18 protein-coding genes are annotated in these 24079 nt (G+C 43.0%); 16 read left to right on the top strand and 2 right to left on the bottom strand.

What is annotated here, in order from left to right; translation table 11 throughout:
* The 13 genes from G593_RS0106300 to thrH all read left to right on the top strand — a co-directional run bounded on the left by G593_RS0106300 (position 1) and on the right by thrH (position 19313).
* On the top strand, positions 1-8211 hold the full coding sequence (locus G593_RS0106300; protein WP_029731150.1) for an InlB B-repeat-containing protein: 8211 nt from the start codon (positions 1-3) through the stop codon (positions 8209-8211).
* Between the two features lie 15 nt (positions 8212-8226).
* Positions 8227-8715, top strand: coding sequence for a hypothetical protein (locus G593_RS19015; protein WP_029731149.1), 489 nt, complete (start codon positions 8227-8229; stop codon positions 8713-8715).
* A gap of 14 nt (positions 8716-8729) precedes the next feature.
* Positions 8730-9224 (top strand): hypothetical protein, encoded by a 495-nt coding sequence (locus G593_RS0106290; RefSeq protein ID WP_029731148.1) that lies wholly within the window; start codon positions 8730-8732, stop codon positions 9222-9224.
* A 12-nt stretch (positions 9225-9236) separates the two neighbouring features.
* The gene (locus G593_RS0106285) at positions 9237-9947 is read left to right on the top strand and encodes a hypothetical protein (RefSeq protein ID WP_029731147.1); all 711 of its coding nucleotides are present in this window, start codon (positions 9237-9239) and stop codon (positions 9945-9947) included.
* Positions 9948-10181: 234 nt separating this feature from the next.
* Positions 10182-11381, top strand: a complete 1200-nt coding sequence (locus G593_RS0106280) for an ATP-binding protein (protein WP_029731146.1) — start codon at positions 10182-10184, stop codon at positions 11379-11381.
* 130 nt (positions 11382-11511) lie between these two features.
* Positions 11512-11814, top strand: a complete 303-nt coding sequence (locus tag G593_RS0106275; protein ID WP_029731145.1) for a DUF1294 domain-containing protein — start codon at positions 11512-11514, stop codon at positions 11812-11814.
* A 143-nt stretch (positions 11815-11957) separates the two neighbouring features.
* Complete coding sequence (locus G593_RS0106265) at positions 11958-13271, top strand: bifunctional folylpolyglutamate synthase/dihydrofolate synthase (RefSeq protein WP_029731144.1); 1314 nt, start codon at positions 11958-11960, stop codon at positions 13269-13271.
* 2 nt (positions 13272-13273) lie between these two features.
* Complete coding sequence (gene folE / locus G593_RS0106260; RefSeq protein WP_029731143.1) at positions 13274-13831, top strand: GTP cyclohydrolase I FolE; 558 nt, start codon at positions 13274-13276, stop codon at positions 13829-13831.
* A 2-nt stretch (positions 13832-13833) separates the two neighbouring features.
* Positions 13834-14349, top strand: coding sequence for an HD domain-containing protein (locus G593_RS0106255; RefSeq protein WP_044994174.1), 516 nt, complete (start codon positions 13834-13836; stop codon positions 14347-14349).
* Positions 14346-15161, top strand: a complete 816-nt coding sequence (gene folP / locus G593_RS0106250) for a dihydropteroate synthase (protein ID WP_029731141.1) — start codon at positions 14346-14348, stop codon at positions 15159-15161. Before G593_RS0106255 ends, folP begins: the two co-directional genes overlap by 4 nt.
* 3 nt (positions 15162-15164) lie before the next feature.
* On the top strand, positions 15165-15989 hold the full coding sequence (folK, locus tag G593_RS0106245; RefSeq protein WP_029731140.1) for a 2-amino-4-hydroxy-6-hydroxymethyldihydropteridine diphosphokinase: 825 nt from the start codon (positions 15165-15167) through the stop codon (positions 15987-15989).
* 88 nt (positions 15990-16077) lie between these two features.
* Positions 16078-18639, top strand: coding sequence for a response regulator (locus tag G593_RS0106240; protein ID WP_029731139.1), 2562 nt, complete (start codon positions 16078-16080; stop codon positions 18637-18639).
* A gap of 71 nt (positions 18640-18710) precedes the next feature.
* The gene (gene thrH, locus G593_RS0106235) at positions 18711-19313 is read left to right on the top strand and encodes a bifunctional phosphoserine phosphatase/homoserine phosphotransferase ThrH (protein ID WP_005339994.1); all 603 of its coding nucleotides are present in this window, start codon (positions 18711-18713) and stop codon (positions 19311-19313) included.
* Positions 19314-19774: 461 nt separating this feature from the next.
* Here the strand turns inward: thrH and G593_RS0106230 are convergent, their stop codons facing one another.
* Complete coding sequence (locus G593_RS0106230; protein ID WP_005339999.1) at positions 19775-20113, bottom strand: helix-turn-helix domain-containing protein; 339 nt, start codon at positions 20111-20113, stop codon at positions 19775-19777.
* 186 nt (positions 20114-20299) lie between these two features.
* Positions 20300-21217 carry a DMT family transporter gene (locus tag G593_RS0106225; RefSeq protein WP_029731138.1) on the bottom strand — a complete coding sequence of 306 codons (918 nt, stop codon included), beginning with the start codon at positions 21215-21217 and terminating at the stop codon, positions 20300-20302.
* A gap of 428 nt (positions 21218-21645) precedes the next feature.
* Here G593_RS0106225 and G593_RS0106220 point away from each other — a divergent pair, with 428 nt between their 5' ends.
* The 3 genes from G593_RS0106220 (at position 21646) to G593_RS20080 (ending at position 24057) form a co-directional block, all read left to right on the top strand.
* Entirely contained in the window at positions 21646-22515 is an 870-nt protein-coding gene (locus tag G593_RS0106220; RefSeq protein ID WP_029731137.1) for an N-acetylmuramoyl-L-alanine amidase family protein, read from the top strand.
* A 231-nt stretch (positions 22516-22746) separates the two neighbouring features.
* Positions 22747-23541 carry a Cof-type HAD-IIB family hydrolase gene (locus G593_RS20085; protein WP_029731136.1) on the top strand — a complete coding sequence of 265 codons (795 nt, stop codon included), beginning with the start codon at positions 22747-22749 and terminating at the stop codon, positions 23539-23541.
* A gap of 15 nt (positions 23542-23556) precedes the next feature.
* Positions 23557-24057 (top strand): GreA/GreB family elongation factor, encoded by a 501-nt coding sequence (locus G593_RS20080; RefSeq protein ID WP_005333729.1) that lies wholly within the window; start codon positions 23557-23559, stop codon positions 24055-24057.
* The last annotated feature ends 22 nt before the right edge of the window (positions 24058-24079 follow it).

Here is a 24079-nt window from a genome sequence, read left to right as displayed (position 1 = left end):
ATGAAGAAACGTCTGGTCAGTATGATTTTGAGTGCGGTGCTGTTTGCAACATCAGTGCCGGTCGCAGCATTTGCTGAAGATGCGAATACGCAGAATCCGGTTATGCATTCGGAGGAAGGAACGTCTCAGGGGTCGAATGCGCGGAAGGAATCTGGCATTGACTATAAGAAAAATGGAGGAACGTTTGCGGAAGGTTACACGGCTCCGTCTAATTACGATGAGCCGGTGACAGAGCTTCCGGGAGCGGAGCAGATCACAAAAGCGGGATATGAATTTGCCGGCTGGTATGATAATGAGGAGTTTAACGGAGAGCCGGTTACTTCACTTAGCACTGCGGATCATTCCGGCAGTGTTGTCCTCTATGCAAAGTGGACGGAACGCTACTACTATGTGGATATTCCACAGACGGTCAATGCGGATGGGGATAAGCTTACGATAAAAGCGGATGCAGGTGGATTATATGACAAGGATCATGTGAGCGTGACAGTCCAGTCTGAAAATGACTGGAAATTAAAGAGTGGATTACATAGTCTTGCATATGAACTGAGAAATCCGCAGAGTGGTTCGGCACTGGAAAATGGTTCGGTTGTCGCAAGTCTTACGAAAGATGAGAGCCATAAGCAGCAGGAATATGACTGCAACATTCTGGACAAACCGAACTATACAGGTGATTATACAGATCACCTGACTTTTGACATTGCATTTCAGGATACAGCGTACAACATTACATATGAGACAAATGGCGGGACTATCACGAAGAAGAATCCGCAGCAGGCAGATCAGATGATCACAGTAACACAGGAGCAGTACCAGGCAGGAACCGTTCTGAAGGATCTGCCGGTACCGGTGAAAAAGTCCAGTACATTTCTTGGCTGGTGTTACGATGAAGCATGCACCAGATATGTGGACAGTAAGGACCGTCTTCTGAGTGATGTGACATTGTATGCCTCTTATGCAGACAACCAGCCGATGGAAGAGGTGTCCATGGCGACTTATGCCAGAGCAAATGATGTGGCAGCAGATTTTACGATTCCGATGACGGATACAAGTGCTGCCATGACGCCTGACCAGGTGCGGAAAAATTTCACGATAAAAAACGTGACAGATTCTTCCGAAACGGTTACGGTAGATGTGACCGAAGGAGCAGACCATACATTTACGATCAGCAATCCGAACGGATGGACACCGGGGGCAGCCTATAAGCTGGAGCTTCAGGAAAAGGCGTTATATTTTACAGGATTTGACCCGACGATCCGTGTCTATGATTTTACGGTCTACCGCGAAGAAGTCAAAAATGTAGAGTTAAATAAAGAGATCAAGTATATTCATAAGAAAGAGCTTTCCAATCTGACTGTAAATGGAAAGAAAGTAGAGGAAGTTTCAATCGCGGCAATGACGATTGGAACAGACGGTTCCCTGACCGAAGAAGGCAGTGATACGACAGGAACATTTACTTATAAGAAGCAGTTAGAAGTCGGCGACCAGGTCGCAATTTATTCCGGTGATGTGATCCCGACCATGGATATGTCCTCTGGTGACAACAGTGATGTGTCATTTATCGAGATTACAGGAGCGGATGGGGACAAGTATACATATCGCGGCTCCAGACCGGAAGACGTGCTTTTTATGCCGGATGTGCTGCCGCTTTCTAGGGACAAAGATCAGGACGGTGACCCGGATAATAACAGTGTAACGATTAATGTCAGTGACCTGACCTTTGGTGATGATGCTATGAGCCGGGCTATGGATCTGGACAGTGAGACAACCGTAGATGAGGGCGATTATCTGGCACTTTACACAGGTACAATGGGAGAAAATGGAAGCGGAACCGTGTCTCTCTATGGAGAGATTACGAGTGTTCTGTTATCAGGAGAAAGATACATAGTAAGCTATATGCCTGTGAGCGAAGAAGATATGCGCCAGACTATGGACGTGTACCAGAAGGAAAATGTAGAAGGGGAGGACCTTCTGGAAGATACCGATGTGCAGGCGCTGGAAGAGGATATTGAGACACAGGCAGTAGACAGCGGATTTGCATCCGAAGTGGCAGAAAGAGTTGCCGATGCGGCAATGGAGACAGAATCTTTTGAGGAGCTTCAGGAATCTCTCAAGGAAGATATGAATGCAGACATCATGGTTCAGAGCCAGGGCTATGGCCAGTTGAGAAAGGCAAGAGCCGCAGGCGGGGCAGGTGGTTCCCGTGTGGAATTAGGAGTACCGACGGTAAAAGCAAATCTCGGCACGACACTAAAACATTTTGACGGAGATGTGAGTGGACTAAGGCTTGCACTGGAGATCGGCGTGCCGATTACAGTTCATGTGAACCGGGGCGCAGACATCGAGATCATGATCACGGCGACATTTGAACAGGAAGTGCGAGTATCCATCGATGTGGACGGTTCAGCCGTGTGGAAAACATGGGGATTTATTCCGTACATTGCAGATTACCGCGTAACGGCATCTTTGGAATTATATGAATACACAGGAATCGGACTGAATGTCAACTTCAAGACTGCAGAAACCGGAAACCCAGTATCTGATTCCAGTTCGAAATTACGAAAAGGTGTCAACAAGATTACCGAAGAGCTGAAGAATATGATGGAGAATGGCGAGGATTATCTAAATTCTGCATCAGGTCTCGTCAGTGGCGGAGATGAAATATCCGTATCCAAGTCTCTGGCAGAAAGGTACTCGGAACTTCTGGCAGACGAGGCAGACTGGGTGGAAATCTACAAGCGTCCGCTGGTAGACCAGCATTTCCGTGTGCTTCTGATCATTGATATTCAGGTGAAGCTGGAATTCGTTGTCTCCGCAAATGTGAACATTTCCATCGGAATGACGTACTGGTATAAGAATGCGAAAGAGTATGTCTTCTGTGTACGGGTCAAAGAGCGGACGGCGACCAATGATACGATAGATCTGGTAGAGGAGCAGTATGAATTTACGGCATATGCTATGGGAACTCTTGGCATCAAAGCCGGTGTGAGACTGACGGTGCGTGTGGGATTATTATCAACGTCCATCGCCAGTGTCGGTATCTCGGCGGATGTGGGCGGTTATGCACAGGTCTGGGGTTACCTCTACTACGAATTGAAGTATACGGCATCGGCAGGACGAAGCAGCCGTGCTATGGGAGCTATGTATCTGGAAATCGGTATTTATCTGGAAGTGAAGTTCGAGGCACAGGCACTGTCCAATGCATTTACCTATAATCCGACACTTTACGAAAATGAGTGGCCGCTTTATAAGGTAGGTGTTCTGGAAAATGTACTGGATTTTGCTTATACCCAGAATAAGGTTGCCGAGATTAATATGAAGCGAGAGATTCAGTCGGTTCAGATCCCGGATGAATATTTCAAGATGCAGTACATGGATATGAAGACCGGACTGGACGACGGAAAATATTACGAGAAGATTTACGAAGATGATACAAAGTATTTCAACATTTCCATGACGAACAGTGCGTTTACGTATGATCCGGCGACCAATATTATCCGTGTAAATCCAGGTGATGAGCCGGAGCAGGACGGCGAGATGATCATTACATGGAAAAACCAGGAAGGTACCTTTAATACGAAGCCATGTGCAAGAAAGATCAAGCTTCACTGGGACCGCCTGCGAGATGGTTACTATATTGCATTCCAGAGTAATGGCGGATCTTTCGTCGATGCAATTACCGGAAAATATAACGCAGAGATCAAGAGGCCGGAAGATCCGATAAGACTCGGATACACATTTGCCGGCTGGTATGAGGACATGGATCTCACCATTCCATACACAATTCCGGAAACCATGCCGGAAGAAGACAGACTTGTCTATGCAAAATGGGAAGCAGCCGATGTGGGTTATACAGTCGTAGATTATATAGAAGGAACAAATGGAACCTATGAAGCACAGACTCCGGTCAAAATGAGTGGCAGGACGGAAGAGGAAGTAAGCCCGGTTCCAAAAGAGCGGGAGGGATTTGTAACACCGCCGCAGCTTACGGAGACTGTAAAAGCAGACGGCAGCCTGGTCATCAATTACTATTATGCAAGAAATAAATATACACAGACATTCAAGTCCGAAAAAGAGACGGAGAATGGAACGGAGACAGAAGTGATCGCAGACGGAAATTACCGATATGGAACCATGATGCCGACACCGGCAGTCTACAGACCGGGATATGAATTCCTTGGCTGGGAGGACGAAGAAGGCGCTGGGGTTCCAAAGAAAGTTCCATCTGAGAATAAGACCTACATTGCAAAATGGAAAGCACTGGAAGGCATTACTTATACCGTGAAATACTACGTGCAGAATACGGATAACAGCGGATACAGCTTAAGTGAGACTGCAGCTCTGACCGGACAGATGGGAGAGGAAGTCACAGCAAAAGCAGCAGATTTTGACGAGAAAGTCTATCACTTAAAAGGTGAACTGCCGAAGGGAACGATCAAGGCAGATGGCAGTCTTGTACTGAAAGTGTACTATGATCTGAATGAGTACAAACTGACCTTCGATGCAAAAGGCGGAGAATCAGACCAGACAGAAGTGACGGCAAGATATGGTGACAAGATTGCATCACCGATGCCGACAAGAAAAGGCTATGTATTTGAAGGATGGTATACAGACGAGGCATGTGAGAACGCATTTGGCCAGACGATGCCGGCAAAAGATATGACGGTCTATGCAAAATGGGAGAAGCAGAAAGTCAACTATACAGTCCGGCATCTAATGGAAAAATTACCAGATGCAGAAAAAGAAAATCCGGGTGGAGATAAAGAAGAGTATCCGGACTTAGATAAACCGGTTGAGGAAGAAAATTCATATATCTTATATGAAGAGGAAGTCTTTGCGGCATATCCGGAAGATAAAGTGACGCCGGACGTGAAGCGTTACGAAGGCTTTACTTCACCGGAAACACAGACCGTGGCAGTGGACGGAAACGGCAACACAGTTATTGAATACAAGTATGCGAGAAATATCCATAAGCTGAAGCTGGTAGACCGCGGGGTCGATGAAAATAATATGGAAGGATTCGGAATGCCATTTGGTGCGGCAATTACAGAAGTAGCGATCCGGGAAGGATATCTCTTTGAAGGCTGGTATACAGATAAGGATTTCAAGAATCGATTCGATGGAACCATGCCGGACAAAGATCTGACGCTCTATGCAAAACAGACACCGGTGATGAGCAGCTATACTGTCTATCATTATAAAGAATCTGTAGATGGTTCTTACTTTGGACTAACGGACGAAGAAGTATTAAGCGGCCTGACAGAATCAGAAGTGACTCCGCAGCCAAAACAATATGAAGGATTTACTTCACCGGAGGCCAAAACAGGACAGGTAAATGGCTGGGGCGGACCGGATATCTGGTATCACTATAAGCGGAACAGCTACAATCTGACTTATGTCCTGAACAATGGAGAAGATAACAAGACTTCAAAAGTCCGCTATGAGGCAGATATTACAAATACTCCGTCGCGGACAGGCTATGCATTTGCAGGCTGGTACACGGACGAAGCACTGACACAGCCGTACGTACAGACGACCATGCCGGCACATGACCTGACACTCTATGCAAAATGGGAAGCCGGAATGAAGACTTATCAGGTGAGACATTATCAACAGTCTATTGGCAATTCAGAGCAGTATGATCTGGCAGAGACAGAAACTGTCACAGCTAAAACAGGAGAACATCTTACGCTGGCAGTAAAAGCGTATGAAGGATTTACAGCACCAAAGCCGGTTAGCTATGATGTGGTAGACGATGGAGAGGTTACGTATGTAGATTACAAATATACGCGTGACCGCCATCAGGTAACGATCCATTACAATAACGGTAATGACAGCGAGACAAAAGAACTTGCATATGGTGAGAAATGGGAGGAAAAACCATATCGTGCCGGTTATGTATTTGCAGGCTGGTATACAGACGCAGAGTTTAAAAAAGCATTTGACGGAGTGGTTCCGGCACGTGACATCACACTTTATGCAAAATGGGATGTGCAGAGTGTAAACTACACAATCAAGCATTGTCTGCAAAATGCCAATGATGACGGATATTCGTTGGGAGCACAGGAGAACTTCAATGCCGATACGGATACGGTTGTCACACCGGAAGTAAAGAACTTTGATGGATTTACAGCACCGAAGAAACAGCAGGTGACAGTCGAAGGTGATGGAAGAACAACGGTCATTTACCGTTACACAAGAAATGTGCATACGCTGACGCTTAAGAACTACGATGGTAAGACAGATAAGACGGTAGAAGCAAGATATGAAATGTCCATACCGAAGCCGACAAGAGCCGGTTATGCATTTGCAGGCTGGTATACAGATGCAAAATGTACGAAAGAGTACAAAGCGAATATGCCGGATCAGGATCTGACACTCTATGCAAAATGGGAAGCAAACATTGTCAACTATGTAGTAGAACATTATCAGCAAAATGTACAAGGTGATGGTTATACGCTGAAAGAAAGCAGTCATGCACGGGCGGCTGTGGATAGCGAAGTGACACCAGAAGTCATGAAATATAAAGGCTTCGAGGAACCAAAGACAGAGAAAGTTACCATTTCCGGAGACGGACAGACGACAGTGAAGTACTACTATAAGAGAAAGGTACATACAGTCACATTTGACGCAAATTCCGGAACATTCGCTGCAGAAAAGGGCGAGGACGACAGTAAGATTGTCGTGACCGGACGCTATGGTGCGAATATCACAGTGCCGAAAGCGCCGGCAAGAACCGGATACCAGTTCCTTGGCTGGGACGAAGACGTTGAAATGACGATACCGGATAAAGACCTTACCTATAAGGCACAGTGGCTGAAGATGGAATACACACTTCAGTTCAAGACAGGCGGAGGAACAACGATTGAGCCAATCAAAGGAAATTATGGTGACAAGATAAATACACCAGAAAATCCGACAAGAAAAGGATACATTTTCAAAAACTGGAGTAAGAATGGCAAGAAAGTCGATAACCTTCCGACGACTATGCCGGCAGAAAGTCATATTTACACAGCAATATGGGAGCGGGAGACATACCAGATTACTTATGACTTAAATGGCGGAAGCATGAAGTCCGGGGAGAAGAATCCGACGACTTACAACGTGGACACCACCGTATTTAAACTGAAAAATCCAGTCCGCGCCGGATATACATTTACAGGCTGGAGTGGAACCGAAATTACAGGAGTAAGTGACAATGTGTCTGTAAAACAGGGCTCTATAGAAAAACGGGAGTATAAGGCGAACTGGAGAGAGAATACATATCAGATTACATTTATCTTAAGCGGTACGGAGGCAAAAGGTTCCATGGCAGCCAAGACGGTCAATTACACGGAAAATGTAACACTTCCAAAATGCGGATTTACATGCAAAGGCCACTCCTTTAAGAGATGGTACACCGTGGATAAGAAGGGCAAGAAGACTTATTACTCTGACCGACAGAAGGTGTCGAAGCTGACCGATGTGAATGGAGGCGTTGTGACACTCTATCCGGAATGGGAGGCAAATGTGTACAATGTTACATTTGACTATGGTGACGGAAGAGCGAAGACAGTTAGAAAGACCAAATACGGTGATAAGTACCAGTTCCCGTCAGATCCGACTCGTTACGGCTGGGAGTTCAAAGGCTGGAAAAAAGAAGGAGCCAACACAGCATTTGACATGAGTACGAAAGAGCTGCAGCTTCAGGACGCAAAAAATATTACCTTATACGCAAGCTGGAAAGCGAATTCTTATTATCTTTACAAACCATCGGATTATGGAAACACTTACCGGGTAGATGATGATGGCAAGACTGCAAAATTTACTTTCTATGTAGACGGAAATCAGACGAAAGTGCCGACAACCGGAGATACTGGACAGGATCCGGCAGTTTATCATATGAATATGACCAATCTTTCCTACGATGCGATCCACCAGAATTACTCATCTATGGAGGTTATGGTGCTGTACAGGACTAATAAAATCAAAGATGGTTATTCGGATCTTAAGATTTCTTATCATACAAGATCTGACAATAAAGATCATAATGACTGGCAAGTTCACACCGAGGATCTGAATAAGAATAATGGTAAGATGAGAATATGCGATTACTATCTGATGGTTGACGGTAAAATTGATGTAGACAGCCTGACATTGGAATTTGACGCTCACGGAAATAAAAGAGATGAATACGATCTTAGTAGTCTGAGTATGTATGTATTTTTCAGATAAGAGGGGGGAGAGCAGATGAGAGAAAAGGCAGGAAAAAATAAAATACTTATCATCATTATCATTTGTCTGTGTGCAGTCATCATTGCAGGATTAATTTATTTCCTGAAATGGAAAGGAGGTTCAGATTCGGCTTTTACGCCGGATCTGGATCCAAATGCGAAGACCCAGACGGCAGACGATACCGGGGAAAAGCCGACAGGAATCCGGATACCGGGCTATCCGTCCATTACAATCGAGGCAGACAAAAAAGACGTGCAGATGAACCTGATGAATCCGGAAGGAAATCCATGTTACTTTACATTTGAAATCGTGCTTAACGACACAGATGAGACGATTTACACATCGAAGATGGTGGAGCCGGGGAAGGCGATTACAGAGGTGACATTAGAGAAGGTACTTGCAGCGGGAGAATATCCGGCGACCATCAAGATTACGACAGCATCACTCGCCGATGGCTCGACTATGAACGGGGCAAATGTAGAGACGACAATCATTGCACAGTAACGGGAGGGAGAACGATGAAAAAGAGAAGTATAAGAACAGGAATTCTTTTCGCACTACTGAATCCGGTGCTGTTAATATGTGCAGAAAATCCAATCTATGCAGCCACCACCCAGACGGCGGGAAGCGCGACAGTCAGTTATCATGTGGACCCGGCTTACCAGGTGACGATTCCGGTAGATACAAGCATGCGGTTTAATGAGACAGAAACCTCTTACGGGAATATTGTAGTAGAGCAGGCGCAGATTGAGGATGGAAAATGTATCCAGGTGTCATTGCTATCTGATCTTAACTTAAAGAATTCCAACAATTCAAAGGCAGTGATTCCTTATCAGATTCTGGCGCAGGATGAGGCGGGAAGCCGGCCATTTACATCAGCGCAGTATACAAAAGCCGGGGAAGAGACACCTCTTACTATCGCGATTAAAAAAGAAGACTGGAAGAAGGCGGCAGCCGGAGAGTACGCAGATACGGTGACATTTACGATATCATACGTGGACAAAAGTGAGTAAGGGGGCGTGTATATGAGAAAAAAGACAGAAAATTTGGATATCATTGTGGATAAAAAGACTGTCCGCATTACAACGGCAGTGTTTGTGACAGTGATGACTATGCTGGCTGCAATCGCAGCGATGTTTTTTATGACCATGTCCGTTCTGGCAGCAGATGCAGGAAGCTCATCGAATTCCCAGAGCACCATCCGTACAACCGTGCCGGACTCCCATAATATCCGTGTGGAAAAAAGTCACGCAGATGTAGTGATAGAAGGGGAAGAAGATCAGATAGAAGGCAACATAGATAACTTTGTTGTGGATCGTTTTGCCGAGCCGAAGATACGGATCACACCGGAAGAAGGATGGAAGGTTTCAAGGATTCTTCTGAACGGGGAAGACGTTACGGAACAGTTCCAGGACGGATATCTGACACTGGAAGAAGTCTGCGAGGATATGACACTGGTCATTGAGACAGCAGAAGATACCAGCGGCGGCGAAAGCAAAGACCCAGATAAGGATAAAGATCCGGGAAAAAATCCAGATAAGGATAAAGATCCGAATAAAGGAACACCGGACACTGGAAAGGGACATGAATCAGAAAAAAAGACACCGTTAAATAAGCTGAAAAACCAGATAGCAGCAGTCACAGGAGACGAAGCAAGACCGATGCTTTATGCACTGGCAGCAATTGCAGCAGCAGCTGTGATCAGTGTGACGGTTATAAGAAGAAAAAATAAATAACAAAAGGGCGTATCGGTACAGATATCAAAAGATTTTATCCCCCTCTCAGGTGTCATGCATCTGGGAAGGGGAATTTTATAACCACATATGTATTAAATTAATTTCTATATCACCTGAAAAAATGTGAATAATAATATAGTTTTTAAGGTTTAATCTTAAAAACTGTTGAATACATAATGGAATTTAGGTAATATATAATATAGAAACATTAAACATGGAAAAAGGAGGCGTTCTATGATTTACAGACCAGATTATATGGATGCATTAAAAGCGTTTAAAGATAAACCTCTTGTAAAAATACTGACAGGTGTGCGGCGTTGTGGAAAATCTACAATTTTTCAAATGTTTAAAGAAGAACTTATAAGAGAGGGTGTCTCACAAGATCATATTATAGAGAAACGGTATACGGATATGGATATACCGGAGAGTATAACTGCAAAGCAGATGTATGATGAATTGGCAGAAGATATAGGTGTGAAGGAATACTGTTATTTTCTGTTAGATGAAATACAAGAAGTGCCAGGCTGGGAGAAGGCAATTAATAATTTATTCGAAGCCGGAAAGGCAGATATTTATATAACCGGTTCTAATTCCAAGTTAATGTCAAGCGAGAGTTCAACCTATCTGACCGGACGTTATATACAAATTCCGGTTTTCACCTTATCTTATAAAGAATATCTGGAATTTAAAAAAGAAAGCGACAAGTCAAAAACAGAGCTGCTGGAAGAGTATATTCGCTTTGGGGGATTTCCGATCATTGCTCTTGGAGAATATGAATCGCAGCAGGCGTATCAGATAGTAAATGGAATTTATTACACGGTGGTTTCCCGCGATATTGTGAAACGCCATCGGATTAACAAACAGGATCTATTTGACAGGGTAGTAAAATATATTATTGAAAATGTAGGAAAAACATTTTCAGCAAACTCGATTTCCAATTTTTTGAAAAGTGAGCACCGGAAAATTTCTGTAGAAAGCGTTTACAATTATTTACGTTGGCTGGAACAGGCATTTATTATATATCCATGTGCCCGTTATGACTTACAAGAGAAAAATATCTTAAAAACCCAGGAAAAGTATTATCTTTCCGATGTTTCTTTGAAGTATTCGCTTCTTGGGTACAACCGGAAAATGTTAGATGGGGTAGTGGAAAATATTGTTTTTCTTGAATTAAAACGACGCGGATACGAAGTATTTGTAGGAAAAAATGATACGAAAGAAATTGATTTTGTGGCGATTCGGAGAGAAGAAAAAATATATGTTCAAGTGTGTGTGCAGATTCCACAGAATTCAGACAGAGAAGTGGGAAACTTGATGGCAATCCGAGATCATTATCCGAAATATGTGGTAACTTTAAATGAGATGGATAAGGGAATTGAAAATGGAATTAAGATTGTACATCTTTCCGATTTTTTATTGTCTGATTCTTTCTAATAAAAGCAAAACACATTTTCAAGCCATTAGAAGCCATGAGATGGTGAAATCTTGTTTGAAAAGATTACGGAACATGTGGTAAAATAATAAAAAAAGATAAGAATTACGAGAGGTAAAAGGGGACGGAATTTTGGAATTTCGTCTTTTTATAAAAAACATGAACAAAAATTTTATCATTTATCTTTGTGTTATAAATATCATTACATTTCTGGCATTTGGTCAGGACAAATGGAAAGCGAAGAATGACGAGTGGCGTACCAGTGAGAAGACACTTCTTGGGTTCGCATGCATTGGCGGCTCGATTGGAGCGTGGATTGGAATGCATGTATTCCACCACAAAACGAGAAAGAATGAATTCCGATACGGGATTCCGGCGATTTTTGCAGTGCAGGTGATTCTTACACTGATCCGATATTCGGGAATCTTGAGATGATGAAATATACCATTACAGATGGAAAAAGTTATGGTATATTTTTTCGAAAAGATTCGCTTGTTATCCTGCGCTTACAGTGGTATGATAAGTCTAATATGTGAATATCATAGTAAATTATATAAAAAAGAAGGGAACTAAAAAACGTGACCTACAAAGAAGCAAGGGTATATTTGGACGAAATGTCGAAATACGGAAGTGTACTTGGCTTAGATACGATTCGAGGTCTGTTGCATGAGCTTGGTGATCCACAGGACGATCTTAAGTTCATACATATTGCAGGAACGAATGGCAAGGGCTCTGTGCTTGCGTACACTTCGACTATATTAAGTGAGGCTGGCTGCAGAACCGGGCGATATGTTTCTCCGACCGTTATGTCTTATCTGGAGAAGATCCAGGTGGACGGAACATGGATCTCGGAATCGGATTTTGCACAGAGTGTAGAGAAGATAAAGGAAGCGATTGCCAGTCTGAAAGCAAAGGGAGAACCTCTCCCGACGTTATTTGAAGCAGAGACGGCAATGGCTTTTTTGTATTTTCGGAAAATGCATTGCGACATGGTTGTACTTGAGACCGGACTTGGCGGTGAGACGGACGCGACGAATATTGTGAAGAACACCATCTGTGCAGCATTTGCAACCATCAGCGTCGATCATCTTGGTGTGATTGGAGATACGCTGGAGGAGATTGCCCGGACGAAGTCGGGCATTATCAAACCTGGTTGTGCGGTAGTATCCGCGAGACAGACAGACGTTGTGAGAAATGTCCTGAAGAAAAAAGCAGAAGAGAAGAACTGCTCTTATGTAGAGGCGGAGCCAGAGAAAATGGAAATTCTGACGGACAGTTACGATGGAATCACATTTTCTTATAAAGAGTTTGAAAAGATGCATTCAAATCTTGCGGGGCAGTGCCAGAGAGAGAATCTTGCCACAGCGCTTGAGATTGTAAAGCAGTTAAGAACGCTTGGATATGAGATTCCGGATGAAGCAGTGCGGGACGGGCTTGCAAAAACCGTGTGGGAAGGCAGATTTACCTGCCTTAGAAAGAATCCGGTTTTTATCATAGACGGAGCACATAATGAGGACGCTGCGATCAAACTGAGAACATCCATTGAGCGATACTTTAAAGGAAAGGAAATCCAGCTTATTATGGGAGTATTTCAGGATAAGGAGTATGAAAAGATTACAAGTATCCTGTGCTCGCTGGCAAAGAAGGTTTACACTGTAGAACTTCCGAACAAAGCCAGAAGCTTAAGTGCCGGGAAACTTGCGGACTGTGCCAGAAAATATTGCGAAGAAGTAGAAGCAAAAGACAGTATTCAGTCGGCGGTGGAATCAGCGACAGTAGCATGTGGTGCAGGAATGAATAATCAGGTAATCATCGCATGTGGTTCACTTTCTTATCTGGGAGAAGTGAAGCGGATTGTGGAAGAAAATAGAAAAATAGAAAAGAGCGAATAAAAATGATAGATCATGAAAAAGTAGAACAGGCAGTTCGGCTTTTATTAGAAGGAATAGGTGAAGATGTGAACCGGGAGGGGCTTATTGACACTCCGGACCGGATTGCAAGAATGTATGAAGAGATATACGGCGGCATGGAAGAAGATGCAGCAACACATTTGTCCAGGACATTTACAGTAGACAGCAGTGAGATGGTTGTAGAAAAAGATATTACATTTTACTCCACGTGCGAACACCACCTGCTGCCATTTTACGGAAAAGTACATATCGGATATATCCCGGATGGAAAAGTCGTAGGACTGAGCAAGCTTGCAAGAACAGTAGAAGTATTTGCAAGAAGACTGCAGCTTCAGGAGCAGTTGACGAGACAGATTGCCGATGCGCTGATGGAGCATATGCAAGCAAAAGGCGCAATCGTAATGATCGAGGCGGAGCATATGTGCATGACTATGCGCGGAATCAAGAAGCCGGGAAGCCAGACAGTGACGCTGGCAAGACGTGGAGTCTTCGAGACAGACCCGGCACTGGAAGAACGATTTTTCCGCATGTTGGAGAGATAGCGATGCTGATGGAAAAGTATATAGAGATGCCGCGCCTCAATGCAGTCTGGAATCATCCACTTTATCAGAAGTATTACCGGGAAAATGAAAAAATTGAGCATGACCGTGAATTTTGTTGTCACCAGATCACACACCTTTTGGATGTAGCACGGATTGCGTATATTAAGAATCTGGAAGCAGGTCTTGGCATTGATAAGGAGTTAATTTACACAGCAGCAATTTTACATGACATTGGAAAAGCTTTGCAGTACACGTACAAGATTCCTCACGAAATTGCAGGTGAGAAGATCGCAGGCGAGATTTTAGATACACTTTCGGAAAAGGATGCATTTTCAGAGGCGGAACGGGCATGGATATTAGAAGCTGTGCGCGGACACCGCAGAAAATGTAACGGCATGTCGGAGGTGGCAAGACTTTTTTATGAGTGTGACAAGCGTTCCAGAAATTGTTTTGCGTGTCCGGTAAAAGAGCAGTGCAATTGGAGCGAAGAAGAGAAGAATATGGAGATAAAGATATGATTATTGGCGGAAAGAAATTTGACGTAGAGCATGAAACTTATGTTATGGGAATCTTGAATGTAACACCGGATTCCTTTTCTGATGGTGGAAAATATAATGGCATGGATCAGGCAATGGAGCATGCAAGACAGATGGTCGAGGACGGCGCAGACATCATTGATGTAGGAGGCGAGTCTACAAGACCGGGACATATAATGATCACGGATGAGGAAGAAATTGCAAGAGTGACTCCGATCATTGAGAAACTGAAAAAAGAGTTTGATGTGCCAATTTCCATTGATACTTATAAAAGTAAGGTGGCGGAAGCAGCAGTTCAGGCAGGAGCAGATCTTGTGAATGACATCTGGGGATTGAAATACGACAAGAAGATTGCAGATGTCATTGCAAAATATAACGTTGCCTGCTGCCTGATGCACAACCGTGACAATACAGAATATAGCAATTTCCTGGATGATTTTATGGAGGATATGCGGGAGTGTATACGTCTGGCAAAGGCGGCAGGGATTGCAGATGATAAGATTATTCTGGATCCGGGAGTTGGATTCGGAAAGACTTACGAGATGAATCTGGAGATTATTGACAAATTAGAAATCATGCAGAAGCTCAATTACCCAATCCTTCTTGGAACTTCCAGAAAATCCGTCATTGGTCTGACACTGGATCTGCCAGTCGATCAGCGGGAAGAAGGAACACTCGTGACGACGGTATACGGTGTTCAAAAAGGCAGTGCATTTGTGCGTGTCCATGATGTAAAGAAGAATAAGAGAGCCATTCAGATGACAAAAGCGCTTATGCGTGACCATGAGGTATAGAGGATGGAATTAGATCAGATTAAAATTGAAGGTCTGGAAATATTCGCAAATCACGGCGTATTTCCAGAAGAAAATGTACTGGGACAGAAGTTCATCGTGTCCGCAACACTTTATACAGACACAAGAAAAGCCGGAAAGACCGATGAGCTGACGGCATCGATCCATTACGGAGAAGTCAGTGCATTTATTACAGAATTTGTAAAATCACATACATACAAATTACTGGAGCGAGTGGCCGAAGAACTGGTGGAAGATATGCTTCAGAAGTTTGACGGGCTTGAAAAAGTAACACTGGAGATTCAGAAACCATGGGCACCGGTAGGACTTCCGCTTAAAACGGTCAGCGTTAGAATCACAAGAAGCTGGCACACGGCTTACATTGCCCTCGGATCTAATATGGGAGACAGCAAACAGATTCTGGACGATGCAGTGGCAGCAATTGACGCGCTTCCTGCAAGCAAAGTAGAAAAAGTGTCCGGATTTATTACAACCCCACCGTACGGTGTGACAGACCAGCCGGATTTTCTGAATGGCTGTCTGAGAATGAAAACTCTTTATTATCCGAAGGAACTCCTTAGAGAACTGAACCGGATTGAAAAGGAAGCCGGAAGAGAGCGGATCATTCACTGGGGACCAAGAACGCTGGATCTGGATATCATTTTCTATGACGATCTGATCAGTCAGGAGGATGACTTATGCATTCCCCATGTTGAAATGCATAAACGTTCTTTTGTACTGGAGCCTTTGGAGGAAATCGCACCATACAAACGGCACCCGGGAAATGGAAAGACCGTACGACAGATGTTGGAAGAGCTTACTATTTCATAAAAGTAAGAGAGAATACGGCCTATGAGAAAAGAAAGACCACGTGCAGACAGATAAAAACAGATAACCAGATAAGAAAAGAGGTGGCCTTATGAGTCTGACAGAGAACCATACAATAGCGGAATTATTGTATGAAAATGGAAAGTTAAGCGCAGAACTGGAAGCGGAACGATTTATGATCGAGCAGATTACAAGTCTTAGCAGTACAGAGCTGATCGACGATGGAATCAATACCGTGTTACGTGAAGTCGGTGAGTATACATGCGCAGACCGTGCCTATGTATTTGAAATTAATGAAGACTATACAACAACCAATACATATGAATGGTGCAAAGAAGGGGTGACACCACAGATTGATAATCTGAAAGGAATTCCTTTCGAGAGTATGCCAAACTGGATACATCTGTTCCTGCAGGGGGAAAATATCCTGATGGAGGAACTGGAGGATATCAAAGCGGAGATGTCCCAGGAATACGGACTTTTAAAGTTCCAGAATGTTCAGACGCTGATTGCCTTTCCCATTTCTATCCACGGAAAATTAATGGGTTTTGTGGGCGTGGATAATCCGGATATGAAGAAATCCAGACTGATCCGAAGGCTGCTTTCCCTGTTGGGCTATCATATCGGAGTAGTAGTTGATGCTTATAAGAAAGAATGTACAAAGCTTGAGATGGCATCTATCAAGTCCAGGCAGAAATACCGCAGGAATATAGAAGAAATCTTTTGCGGAGCACAGATTGGTATCTGGTCGATTATCAGGCAAGAGGGAAAAGAACCGGTGATGGAGGCCGATGCAAATATGCGTGAGCTTCTGGGGCTGACGAAAGGTACCACAAGTGAGGAATGTTACCGTATATGGAGAGACAATATTCCATCGGAATATACGGAAAAAGTGGACAACTGTGTGAAAGAAACTTTGGAAAAAGGATATGCTGACGTCATTTATCCGTGGCACCATCCGACTCGTGGAAAAATCTGGATCCGATGTGGAGGAGTGCGGCCGAAAGATTATGAGAGAATCGGAGTCTGCATACGTGGTTATCATCAGGATATTACTAAGAACATCGAGCGGGAAATGCGATTTCGAAGTCTAAAAGCTGCAACAAGTGAGATTTATTATGCAATCTATAATATAAATCTGAACACAGATTATATGGAGCAGATTTCTGAACCAAATAAAATGTACAAAATTGCAAATGACAGAGGAATTGCATCTGAAAAGCTGATGGAATTTTGTACATTTCAGATTCATGAAGATTATCAGGAAGAAATGCGAAAGTTCTTTGACTTGTCAACACTGGGGGAACGGTTAAAAGAGAAGAACTTTGTCAGCCGGGAATATCCGAATAAGCAGGGAATCTGGAGATGTGCATTATTTATCGCGCAGGAGAAAGTTCCGACAGAATCCGTAACAGAAGTGCTGTATGTGACGCAGATTATTGATGATTATAAGCAGAAAGAGCTGGCTTATCAGCAAGAGCTGGTTAAGGCATTGAAAGAGGCAAGAATTGCTAATGATGCCAAGGCAGAATTCCTTCGGAAAATGTCCCATGATATCCGGACTCCGATCAATGGCATCATGGGTATGCTGGATATTGAAGAGAAAAACTGGGATGCTCCAGAAAGATTGAAAGAATGCCATGAAAAAATGAAAATGACAGCAGGTAATCTTTTGCAGCTTGTAAACGATGTGCTGGATATGAACAGATTGGAGACAAGCGGGCTGGAAGTAGAACATAAGCCATTTGATATCCGGGAAGTACTTAGAGGCTGTTGGACAGATCTGGAATCCCAGGCAGAGAAAATGGGACTGGAGCTGGAAAAGATCGGAGTGTCAGAAATTGAATGTCCACATGTAGTGGGAAGTCCGATGCATTTCCGTCAGATATTTGCAAATATCCTTAGTAATGCAGTAAAATATAATAAAATCCATGGTAAGATCACGCTTCGTGTAGATATGGTATCACGGACAGAAGATGATGTAGTGTATCGATTCTCTGTCTCAGATACTGGAATTGGCATGAGTGAAGAATTTCAGAAACATATTTTTGAAACATTTACACAGGAAGATACAGGAGCTCGTACCGTTTACCGAGGAACCGGTCTTGGTATGGCAATTTCAAAGAAGCTAGTGGATACTTTGGGTGGCACGATTAAGATAAAGAGTAAAAAGGATGTAGGAAGTACATTTATATTAGTTCTTCCATTTGCAATTGACAGGGGTTTTGAAAATGTAAGTGTACAGTCAGAGGCGGAGATGTCCAATGTGGAAGGTATGCACGTATTGCTTGTAGAAGACAATGAGCTGAATCTGGAAATTGCCCGGTATCTTCTGGAAGAATCAGGAGTACAGGTAACAGCTGCAAAAAATGGACAGGAGGCACTGGATATCTTTGAACAATCAGGGGAACAGGAGATTGACCTGATTCTGATGGATATTATGATGCCGGTCATGGACGGTCTTGAAGCGACCAGAAGAATCCGTACATGCACTCACCCACGGGGTGCAACTGTACCGATTATTGCAATTTCAGCAAATGCATTTGCTGACGATATTCAGAAAGCAAAAAATGCCGGTATGAATGAGCATCTGGCGAAGCCATTTGAGATGGAGAAGGTGCTTCGTGCGATTTCAAGGTATCACAAGGTGTAGAGTAAAAAAATATAATGGAAGGCTTTTGTACTCAACATCATCTTATGACATATAAAGAGGAGGAAAGAATGATGGATATCACATGTTTAGACGTAGAAGGAGTATTAGTACCGGAAATTTGGATTGCTTTTGCCAAGGCAAGTAATATTCCGGAACTTAAGAAGACAACAAGAGATGAGCCTGATTATGACAAACTTATGAAATGGCGTCTTGGTATTTTAAAGGAGCATGGTCTTGGATTGAAGGAAATTCAAGAGACAATCGCCAAGATCGATCCGCTTCCGGGAGCAAAAGAGTTTTTAGATGAGCTCCGTACATTTAGTCAGGTGATTCTTATCAGTGATACATTTACACAGTTTGCAACACCACTGATGGAGAAATTAGGATGGCCTACATTGTTCTGTAACACACTGGAGGTTGCGGAAGATGGAGAGATTACCGGATTCAAGATGCGTGTAGAACAGTCGAAACTCAGTACAGTCAAAGCACTGCAGTCTATCGGATTTGACACAATCGCAAGTGGAGATTCTTATAATGACCTTGGCATGATTCAGGCTAGTAAAGCTGGATTTTTATTTAGAAGTACCGATAAGATTAAAGCAGACTATCCACAGATCCCGGCATATGAAACATATGATGAACTGTTAAGTGCAATTAAAGAAGCAATGAAATAAATTTATAAAAAGACCAGCCGGGTATTCTTCATGATGAGCTTATTTTCTATAACTGCTGCGCCGCTTATTTCTGTGAGATTATACAAACTCACCGATAAATCGGTTCAAACAGTGTATAATCACACAGACTATGCTCGCAGCTATCACGAAAATAACTCAATTCATGAAGAATACCCGGTTGGTTTTATATATTATTTATCTCAGTCGAGAAGACCCCCACCTCTTCAGGTGGTGAGTAGTAGCAAATTTGTCTCAGTGGGAGTCCAATCTCCGACTGAGATAAACGCTCCGCGAGGATGCGCAGTGATTCTGATAGGAATATGTCAGCTTTGCTGACCAGAATCATGCGCCAAGTCTCACGGATGTTCGACTTGAACTTATTGCAATAAAAAAAGATGCCAGGTTAATCTGCGTGATAAAAACACAGATTGCTGGCATCTTATAAAATCAATAAGTATAAATTAAATCCAGATTCTTAATGTATTGATTAATTTCTGTTTTTCCAGATCATTCATCTGAGCTACAAGATGCATAACTTCATTGTCCAGAGCGTTCTCTTTATAAGCAGGCTCCAGAGAACCAACAAGAGAATCCAGTGTTGTATTCATAAGCTTTGCATAATAGATCAGGATACGAAGAGACATTGCTGTACGATTGTTCTCTACGTTGCTGATATATCCTGGTGTTACGTGCAGGGCATCTGCGACCTCTGCCTGTGTCAGATTCATCTCCTGGCGTAATTTCTTCACGCGGGAGCCAAGGTTTTCTTCAAAATTGCCGTCTTTTTGATTTTTATTCATAATGACCTCCATGATCAAATTTTTTCTTTTAAGTACAATAATAAGTATACTTAGAATTATACTATAAATAATCAAGAAGTGCAACGTTGGAGATTAGTTGTAATCTCATTTTTTGCACATTAAACCGAATGCCGAGGCATTCTTGAATAGGAAAATAAAACAAATTTCCGGGAAAAGAGGGAGTAATCACGCTTCATGGGTGCTTGCAGCAATCACGACACCGACCATAATCAGAAATGCCCCAATTGCTCCTTGCAGAGATAATTTCTCATGGAGAAAAATATAGGCAAAAATCATAGAAAATACTGGTTCCAGTGCGAAAAGCATGCTGGTATGTTCCGGAGATGTGTATTCTTGAGCAACTGGCTGAACGATAAATCCAAAAGCACTGCAGATGATCGCCAGACCAAGAATTGCGCCCCACTGCGCGCCACTGCCTGGAAGTGAGGGAGTCTCAAATAAAAATGTAAAGATCACACCATACAGACCGGTAAATCCAAGTTGCCAGATTCCAAGAAGAAAGCTGTCAGTTTCTTTTGTAAAATGATCCATCAGAATAATCTGGATGGTGTAGGAAAATGCACTGAGGATACATAAAATATCTCCAAGATTAATTGTAAAGGTGGAGAGAAATGTAAGCAGGCAGATTCCAAGTAAAGCCAAAAGGACTCCAAGAGTTGTACGTTTGGATGGCAGTTTGTGTTTTAAAAAGCTGTGTACTACCGGTACGAATACAGACACAATACCAACCAGGAATCCAGCATTGGAAGCGGTCGTGTATTTCATTCCCGGAACAAGAAAAGCAAACACACCAAACAGAAGCAGTCCGAGAATACTTCCATATCCAAGAGTGCGCAGGTTCATCAGCTTCATTTTCGGCAAGAAAACCAGTGCAACGGTAATAAATGCAATGCAAAAACGCAGTGCGATAATAGAGAATGGCGGCATTCCTGTCAGCCCGATTTTCATCAGAAGATATGAACAGCCCCAGGTCATGGCTACGATGGCAATCAGAATATCGGCCTGTCCCTGTGATAGCCCTTTTTTCGTTGTTGTATTAGCAGTTGCAGATTTTGTTATAGTGTTTTTACGTTCCCCAGACATAATAGGCACTCCTTTAACAGTTGTATATCAGCCGGGAGATGACTCCCACCTCGCAGCAAGAATGCCGAGGCATTCTTGAATTGGTAAATCTCTCAATGAATGATAATACCGTTATTCTTATTGTACATGGTTTACGGAAATTTGAAAAGAGTAGATATGAAAGGAGTGTTCTAGACACAGCGAAGCCCCGCGGGTGCGTTCCCGGCGAGGCTTCGTGTGCTGTTATAGTTATATAAAGGAATGAGAGTAAGTGCTTTTCGCACTTCTATGAGGGGGGATAGCTGATGTCTTTCTCAACTATCTGTCATTTAGTATAAGAGGAAAATGTGACGAAAGTATGTTGAAACTCTTAAACAAATCGAAAATTTATAAAAAACCACTTAAGAAATAATAAAGTTATGGTAGAATAGTACTTACGGAGGTGGAATATGAAAAAAAGAGTATTGTTACTGGGACTTGTAGTGCTTATGGTACTTACAGGCTGTGGGACAACAGAAAAAGAAACGAAGACAAAGGAAAAAGATCCAGACAAACTGGTATTAAATATAGAAGATAAAAAAGAAGACAATATACAAGAGGAACAGACAGATATGCAGGAACAGGCATCACAGCCAGACGGACAATCACAGGCAGAAGAGGCGAATGAACAACAGCCGCAGAAAAATGGACATTTGATTGCGATTGATGCAGGACATCAGGCAAAGGGGAATAGCGAGAAAGAACCGGTCGGTCCAGGTTCTTCTGAAATGAAAGCAAAGGTGGCTTCCGGGACAAGTGGTAAGACATCAGGGCTTCAGGAATATGAACTGACATTGGCTGTTTCTATGAAGCTGAAAGAAGAATTGATGAACCGTGGGTATGATGTTTTGATGATACGAGAGACGAACGATGTAAATGTATCGAATGCAGAGCGTGCACAGATTGCAAACAATGCCAATGCCGATGCATTTATCCGCATCCATGCCAATGGTTCGGATAGCAGCAGTGCCAACGGCATGATGACGATCTGTCAGACTGCTTCCAATCCATATAATGGAAATCTATATTCCCAAAGTCAGGCACTTTCTACAGATATTTTAGATCAGATGGTAGCAGTGACCGGAGCAAAAAGAGAGCGTGTCTGGGAGACAGATACCATGAGTGGAATCAACTGGGCACAGGTTCCGACGACCATTGTGGAGATGGGATATATGAGTAATCCGACGGAAGATCAGAAGATGGCGACAGACGAATATCAGTGGCAGATCGTAACCGGGATTGCCAATGGAGTGGATCAGTATTTTGGAATTGCGAGATAAAAACGGAAATACATCACAGTAATCCAGCTTTTTATCTCAGTCGAGAAGACTCCCACTTCAGGTGGTGAGTAGTAGTAAATTTGTTTCAGTGGGAGTTAGGTCTCCGACTGAGACAAACGCTCCGCGAGGATGCGCAGTGATTCTGATAGGAATATGTCAGCTTTGCTGACCAGAATCATGCGCCAAGTCTCACGGATGTTCGACTTGAACTAGATATAGAGGAGAGACAGAATGAATAAAGCAGCATTATTTTTTGATGTAGATGGTACATTGATTGACGAACAGACGAAGATAGTGCCGGAAAGTACACTTCGTGCATTGAAGCAGGCGAGAGAAAACGGACATCTTGTGTTTATCAATACAGGTCGTACATCTTGTAACACATTGGATTCTATGAAGCACATACCGGTAGACGGATATGTGTGCGGTTGTGGAACGGAAATCATTTATCAGGGAAATGTGCTGATGCACAGTACACTGACCAAGGAGCAGTGCAGACGTTACATACAGGTGATTCAGGAGTGTCATATGGAAGGAGTTCTGGAAGCCAGTGATGATCTATATTTTCCCCAAAATAGTTCCCGTTTTCCGGAAATCGAAGATATTAGACAGCGCATGGGAAAAGCCTGGGGATTAGGTTGTAAGAAATATATTGAGGATGGCGGATTCATTTATGATAAAATGTTCTTACTCTCTGATCAGACAAGTGATGTAGTAAAATTCATAGAGGAAGTCCGTGACGATCTGGCAGTCATCGATCGGAGACATGGAAGTTATGAGTGTATTCAAAAGCAATATACAAAAGCGACCGGGATTGAGTATATGAGGAAATATCTTGGCTATGACATGGATCAGATATATGTATTTGGAGATAGCAGCAATGATCTGGCGATGTTCGAATACGCCACACATACAGTAGCGATGAAAGAGCATGATTCTGTATTGGATCCATATACAGAATATGTGACGGACAGTGTGATGAATGACGGAATTGAAAAAGCAATGAAACATTATCAATTAATATAGAAGGGACTGTATCATATGGGAGAACAACTGACAGAAAGTGATGTAAAGAAAATAAAGGAAGAAATTGAGTACCGAAAGATTGTTGTCCGTAAAAAAGAGCTGGAAGCAGTAAAAGAGGCAAGAGCACAGGGAGACTTGAGCGAGAACTTTGAGTATAAAGCAGCGAAGCAGGATAAGAACCGCAACGAAAGCCGTATCCGTTATCTAGAGAGAATGTTAAAAACTGCTAACATTGTGTCTGATGATTCAAAAGAAGACGAGATAGGAATTAATAATACCGTGGATCTTTATTTTGAAGATGATGAAGAAGTGGAGACATACCGGATTGTGACAAGTGTCCGAGGAAATTCCCTGGCAGGACTGATTAGCATCGAGTCACCGCTTGGAAAAGCAGTACTTGGACATAAAGTTGGTGACCGCGTGAAAATACCGGCAGGAGATGACGGATATTATGTAGTAGTAAAGAGGATTGATAAGACTACCGATGACAGTCATGATACGTTAAGAAAATATTAGTAAAAGTGAAAAAATATTTTTG

The organism is Dorea sp. AGR2135, assembly GCF_000420885.1.
Classification (GTDB): Bacteria; Bacillota; Clostridia; order Lachnospirales; family Lachnospiraceae; genus Dorea; species Dorea formicigenerans.
Note: the sequence above shows the minus strand (reverse complement) of the source record. Positions and strands in the feature narration are given on the sequence as shown.

What these genes read in the sequence shown, in the direction of transcription:
- G593_RS0106300 (WP_029731150.1), top strand. Translation starts at nt 1, where the DNA reads ATGAAGAAACGTCTGGTCAGTATGATTTTGAGTGCGGTGCTGTTTGCA.
- G593_RS19015 (WP_029731149.1), top strand. Translation starts at nt 8,227, where the DNA reads ATGAGAGAAAAGGCAGGAAAAAATAAAATACTTATCATCATTATCATT.
- G593_RS0106290 (WP_029731148.1), top strand. Translation starts at nt 8,730, where the DNA reads ATGAAAAAGAGAAGTATAAGAACAGGAATTCTTTTCGCACTACTGAAT.
- G593_RS0106285 (WP_029731147.1), top strand. Translation starts at nt 9,237, where the DNA reads ATGAGAAAAAAGACAGAAAATTTGGATATCATTGTGGATAAAAAGACT.
- G593_RS0106280 (WP_029731146.1), top strand. Translation starts at nt 10,182, where the DNA reads ATGATTTACAGACCAGATTATATGGATGCATTAAAAGCGTTTAAAGAT.
- folE (WP_029731143.1), top strand. Translation starts at nt 13,274, where the DNA reads ATGATAGATCATGAAAAAGTAGAACAGGCAGTTCGGCTTTTATTAGAA.
- G593_RS0106255 (WP_044994174.1), top strand. Translation starts at nt 13,834, where the DNA reads ATGCTGATGGAAAAGTATATAGAGATGCCGCGCCTCAATGCAGTCTGG.
- folP (WP_029731141.1), top strand. Translation starts at nt 14,346, where the DNA reads ATGATTATTGGCGGAAAGAAATTTGACGTAGAGCATGAAACTTATGTT.
- folK (WP_029731140.1), top strand. Translation starts at nt 15,165, where the DNA reads ATGGAATTAGATCAGATTAAAATTGAAGGTCTGGAAATATTCGCAAAT.
- G593_RS0106240 (WP_029731139.1), top strand. Translation starts at nt 16,078, where the DNA reads ATGAGTCTGACAGAGAACCATACAATAGCGGAATTATTGTATGAAAAT.
- thrH (WP_005339994.1), top strand. Translation starts at nt 18,711, where the DNA reads ATGGATATCACATGTTTAGACGTAGAAGGAGTATTAGTACCGGAAATT.
- G593_RS0106230 (WP_005339999.1), bottom strand. Translation starts at nt 20,113, where the DNA reads ATGAATAAAAATCAAAAAGACGGCAATTTTGAAGAAAACCTTGGCTCC.
- G593_RS0106225 (WP_029731138.1), bottom strand. Translation starts at nt 21,217, where the DNA reads ATGTCTGGGGAACGTAAAAACACTATAACAAAATCTGCAACTGCTAAT.
- G593_RS0106220 (WP_029731137.1), top strand. Translation starts at nt 21,646, where the DNA reads ATGAAAAAAAGAGTATTGTTACTGGGACTTGTAGTGCTTATGGTACTT.
- G593_RS20085 (WP_029731136.1), top strand. Translation starts at nt 22,747, where the DNA reads ATGAATAAAGCAGCATTATTTTTTGATGTAGATGGTACATTGATTGAC.
- G593_RS20080 (WP_005333729.1), top strand. Translation starts at nt 23,557, where the DNA reads ATGGGAGAACAACTGACAGAAAGTGATGTAAAGAAAATAAAGGAAGAA.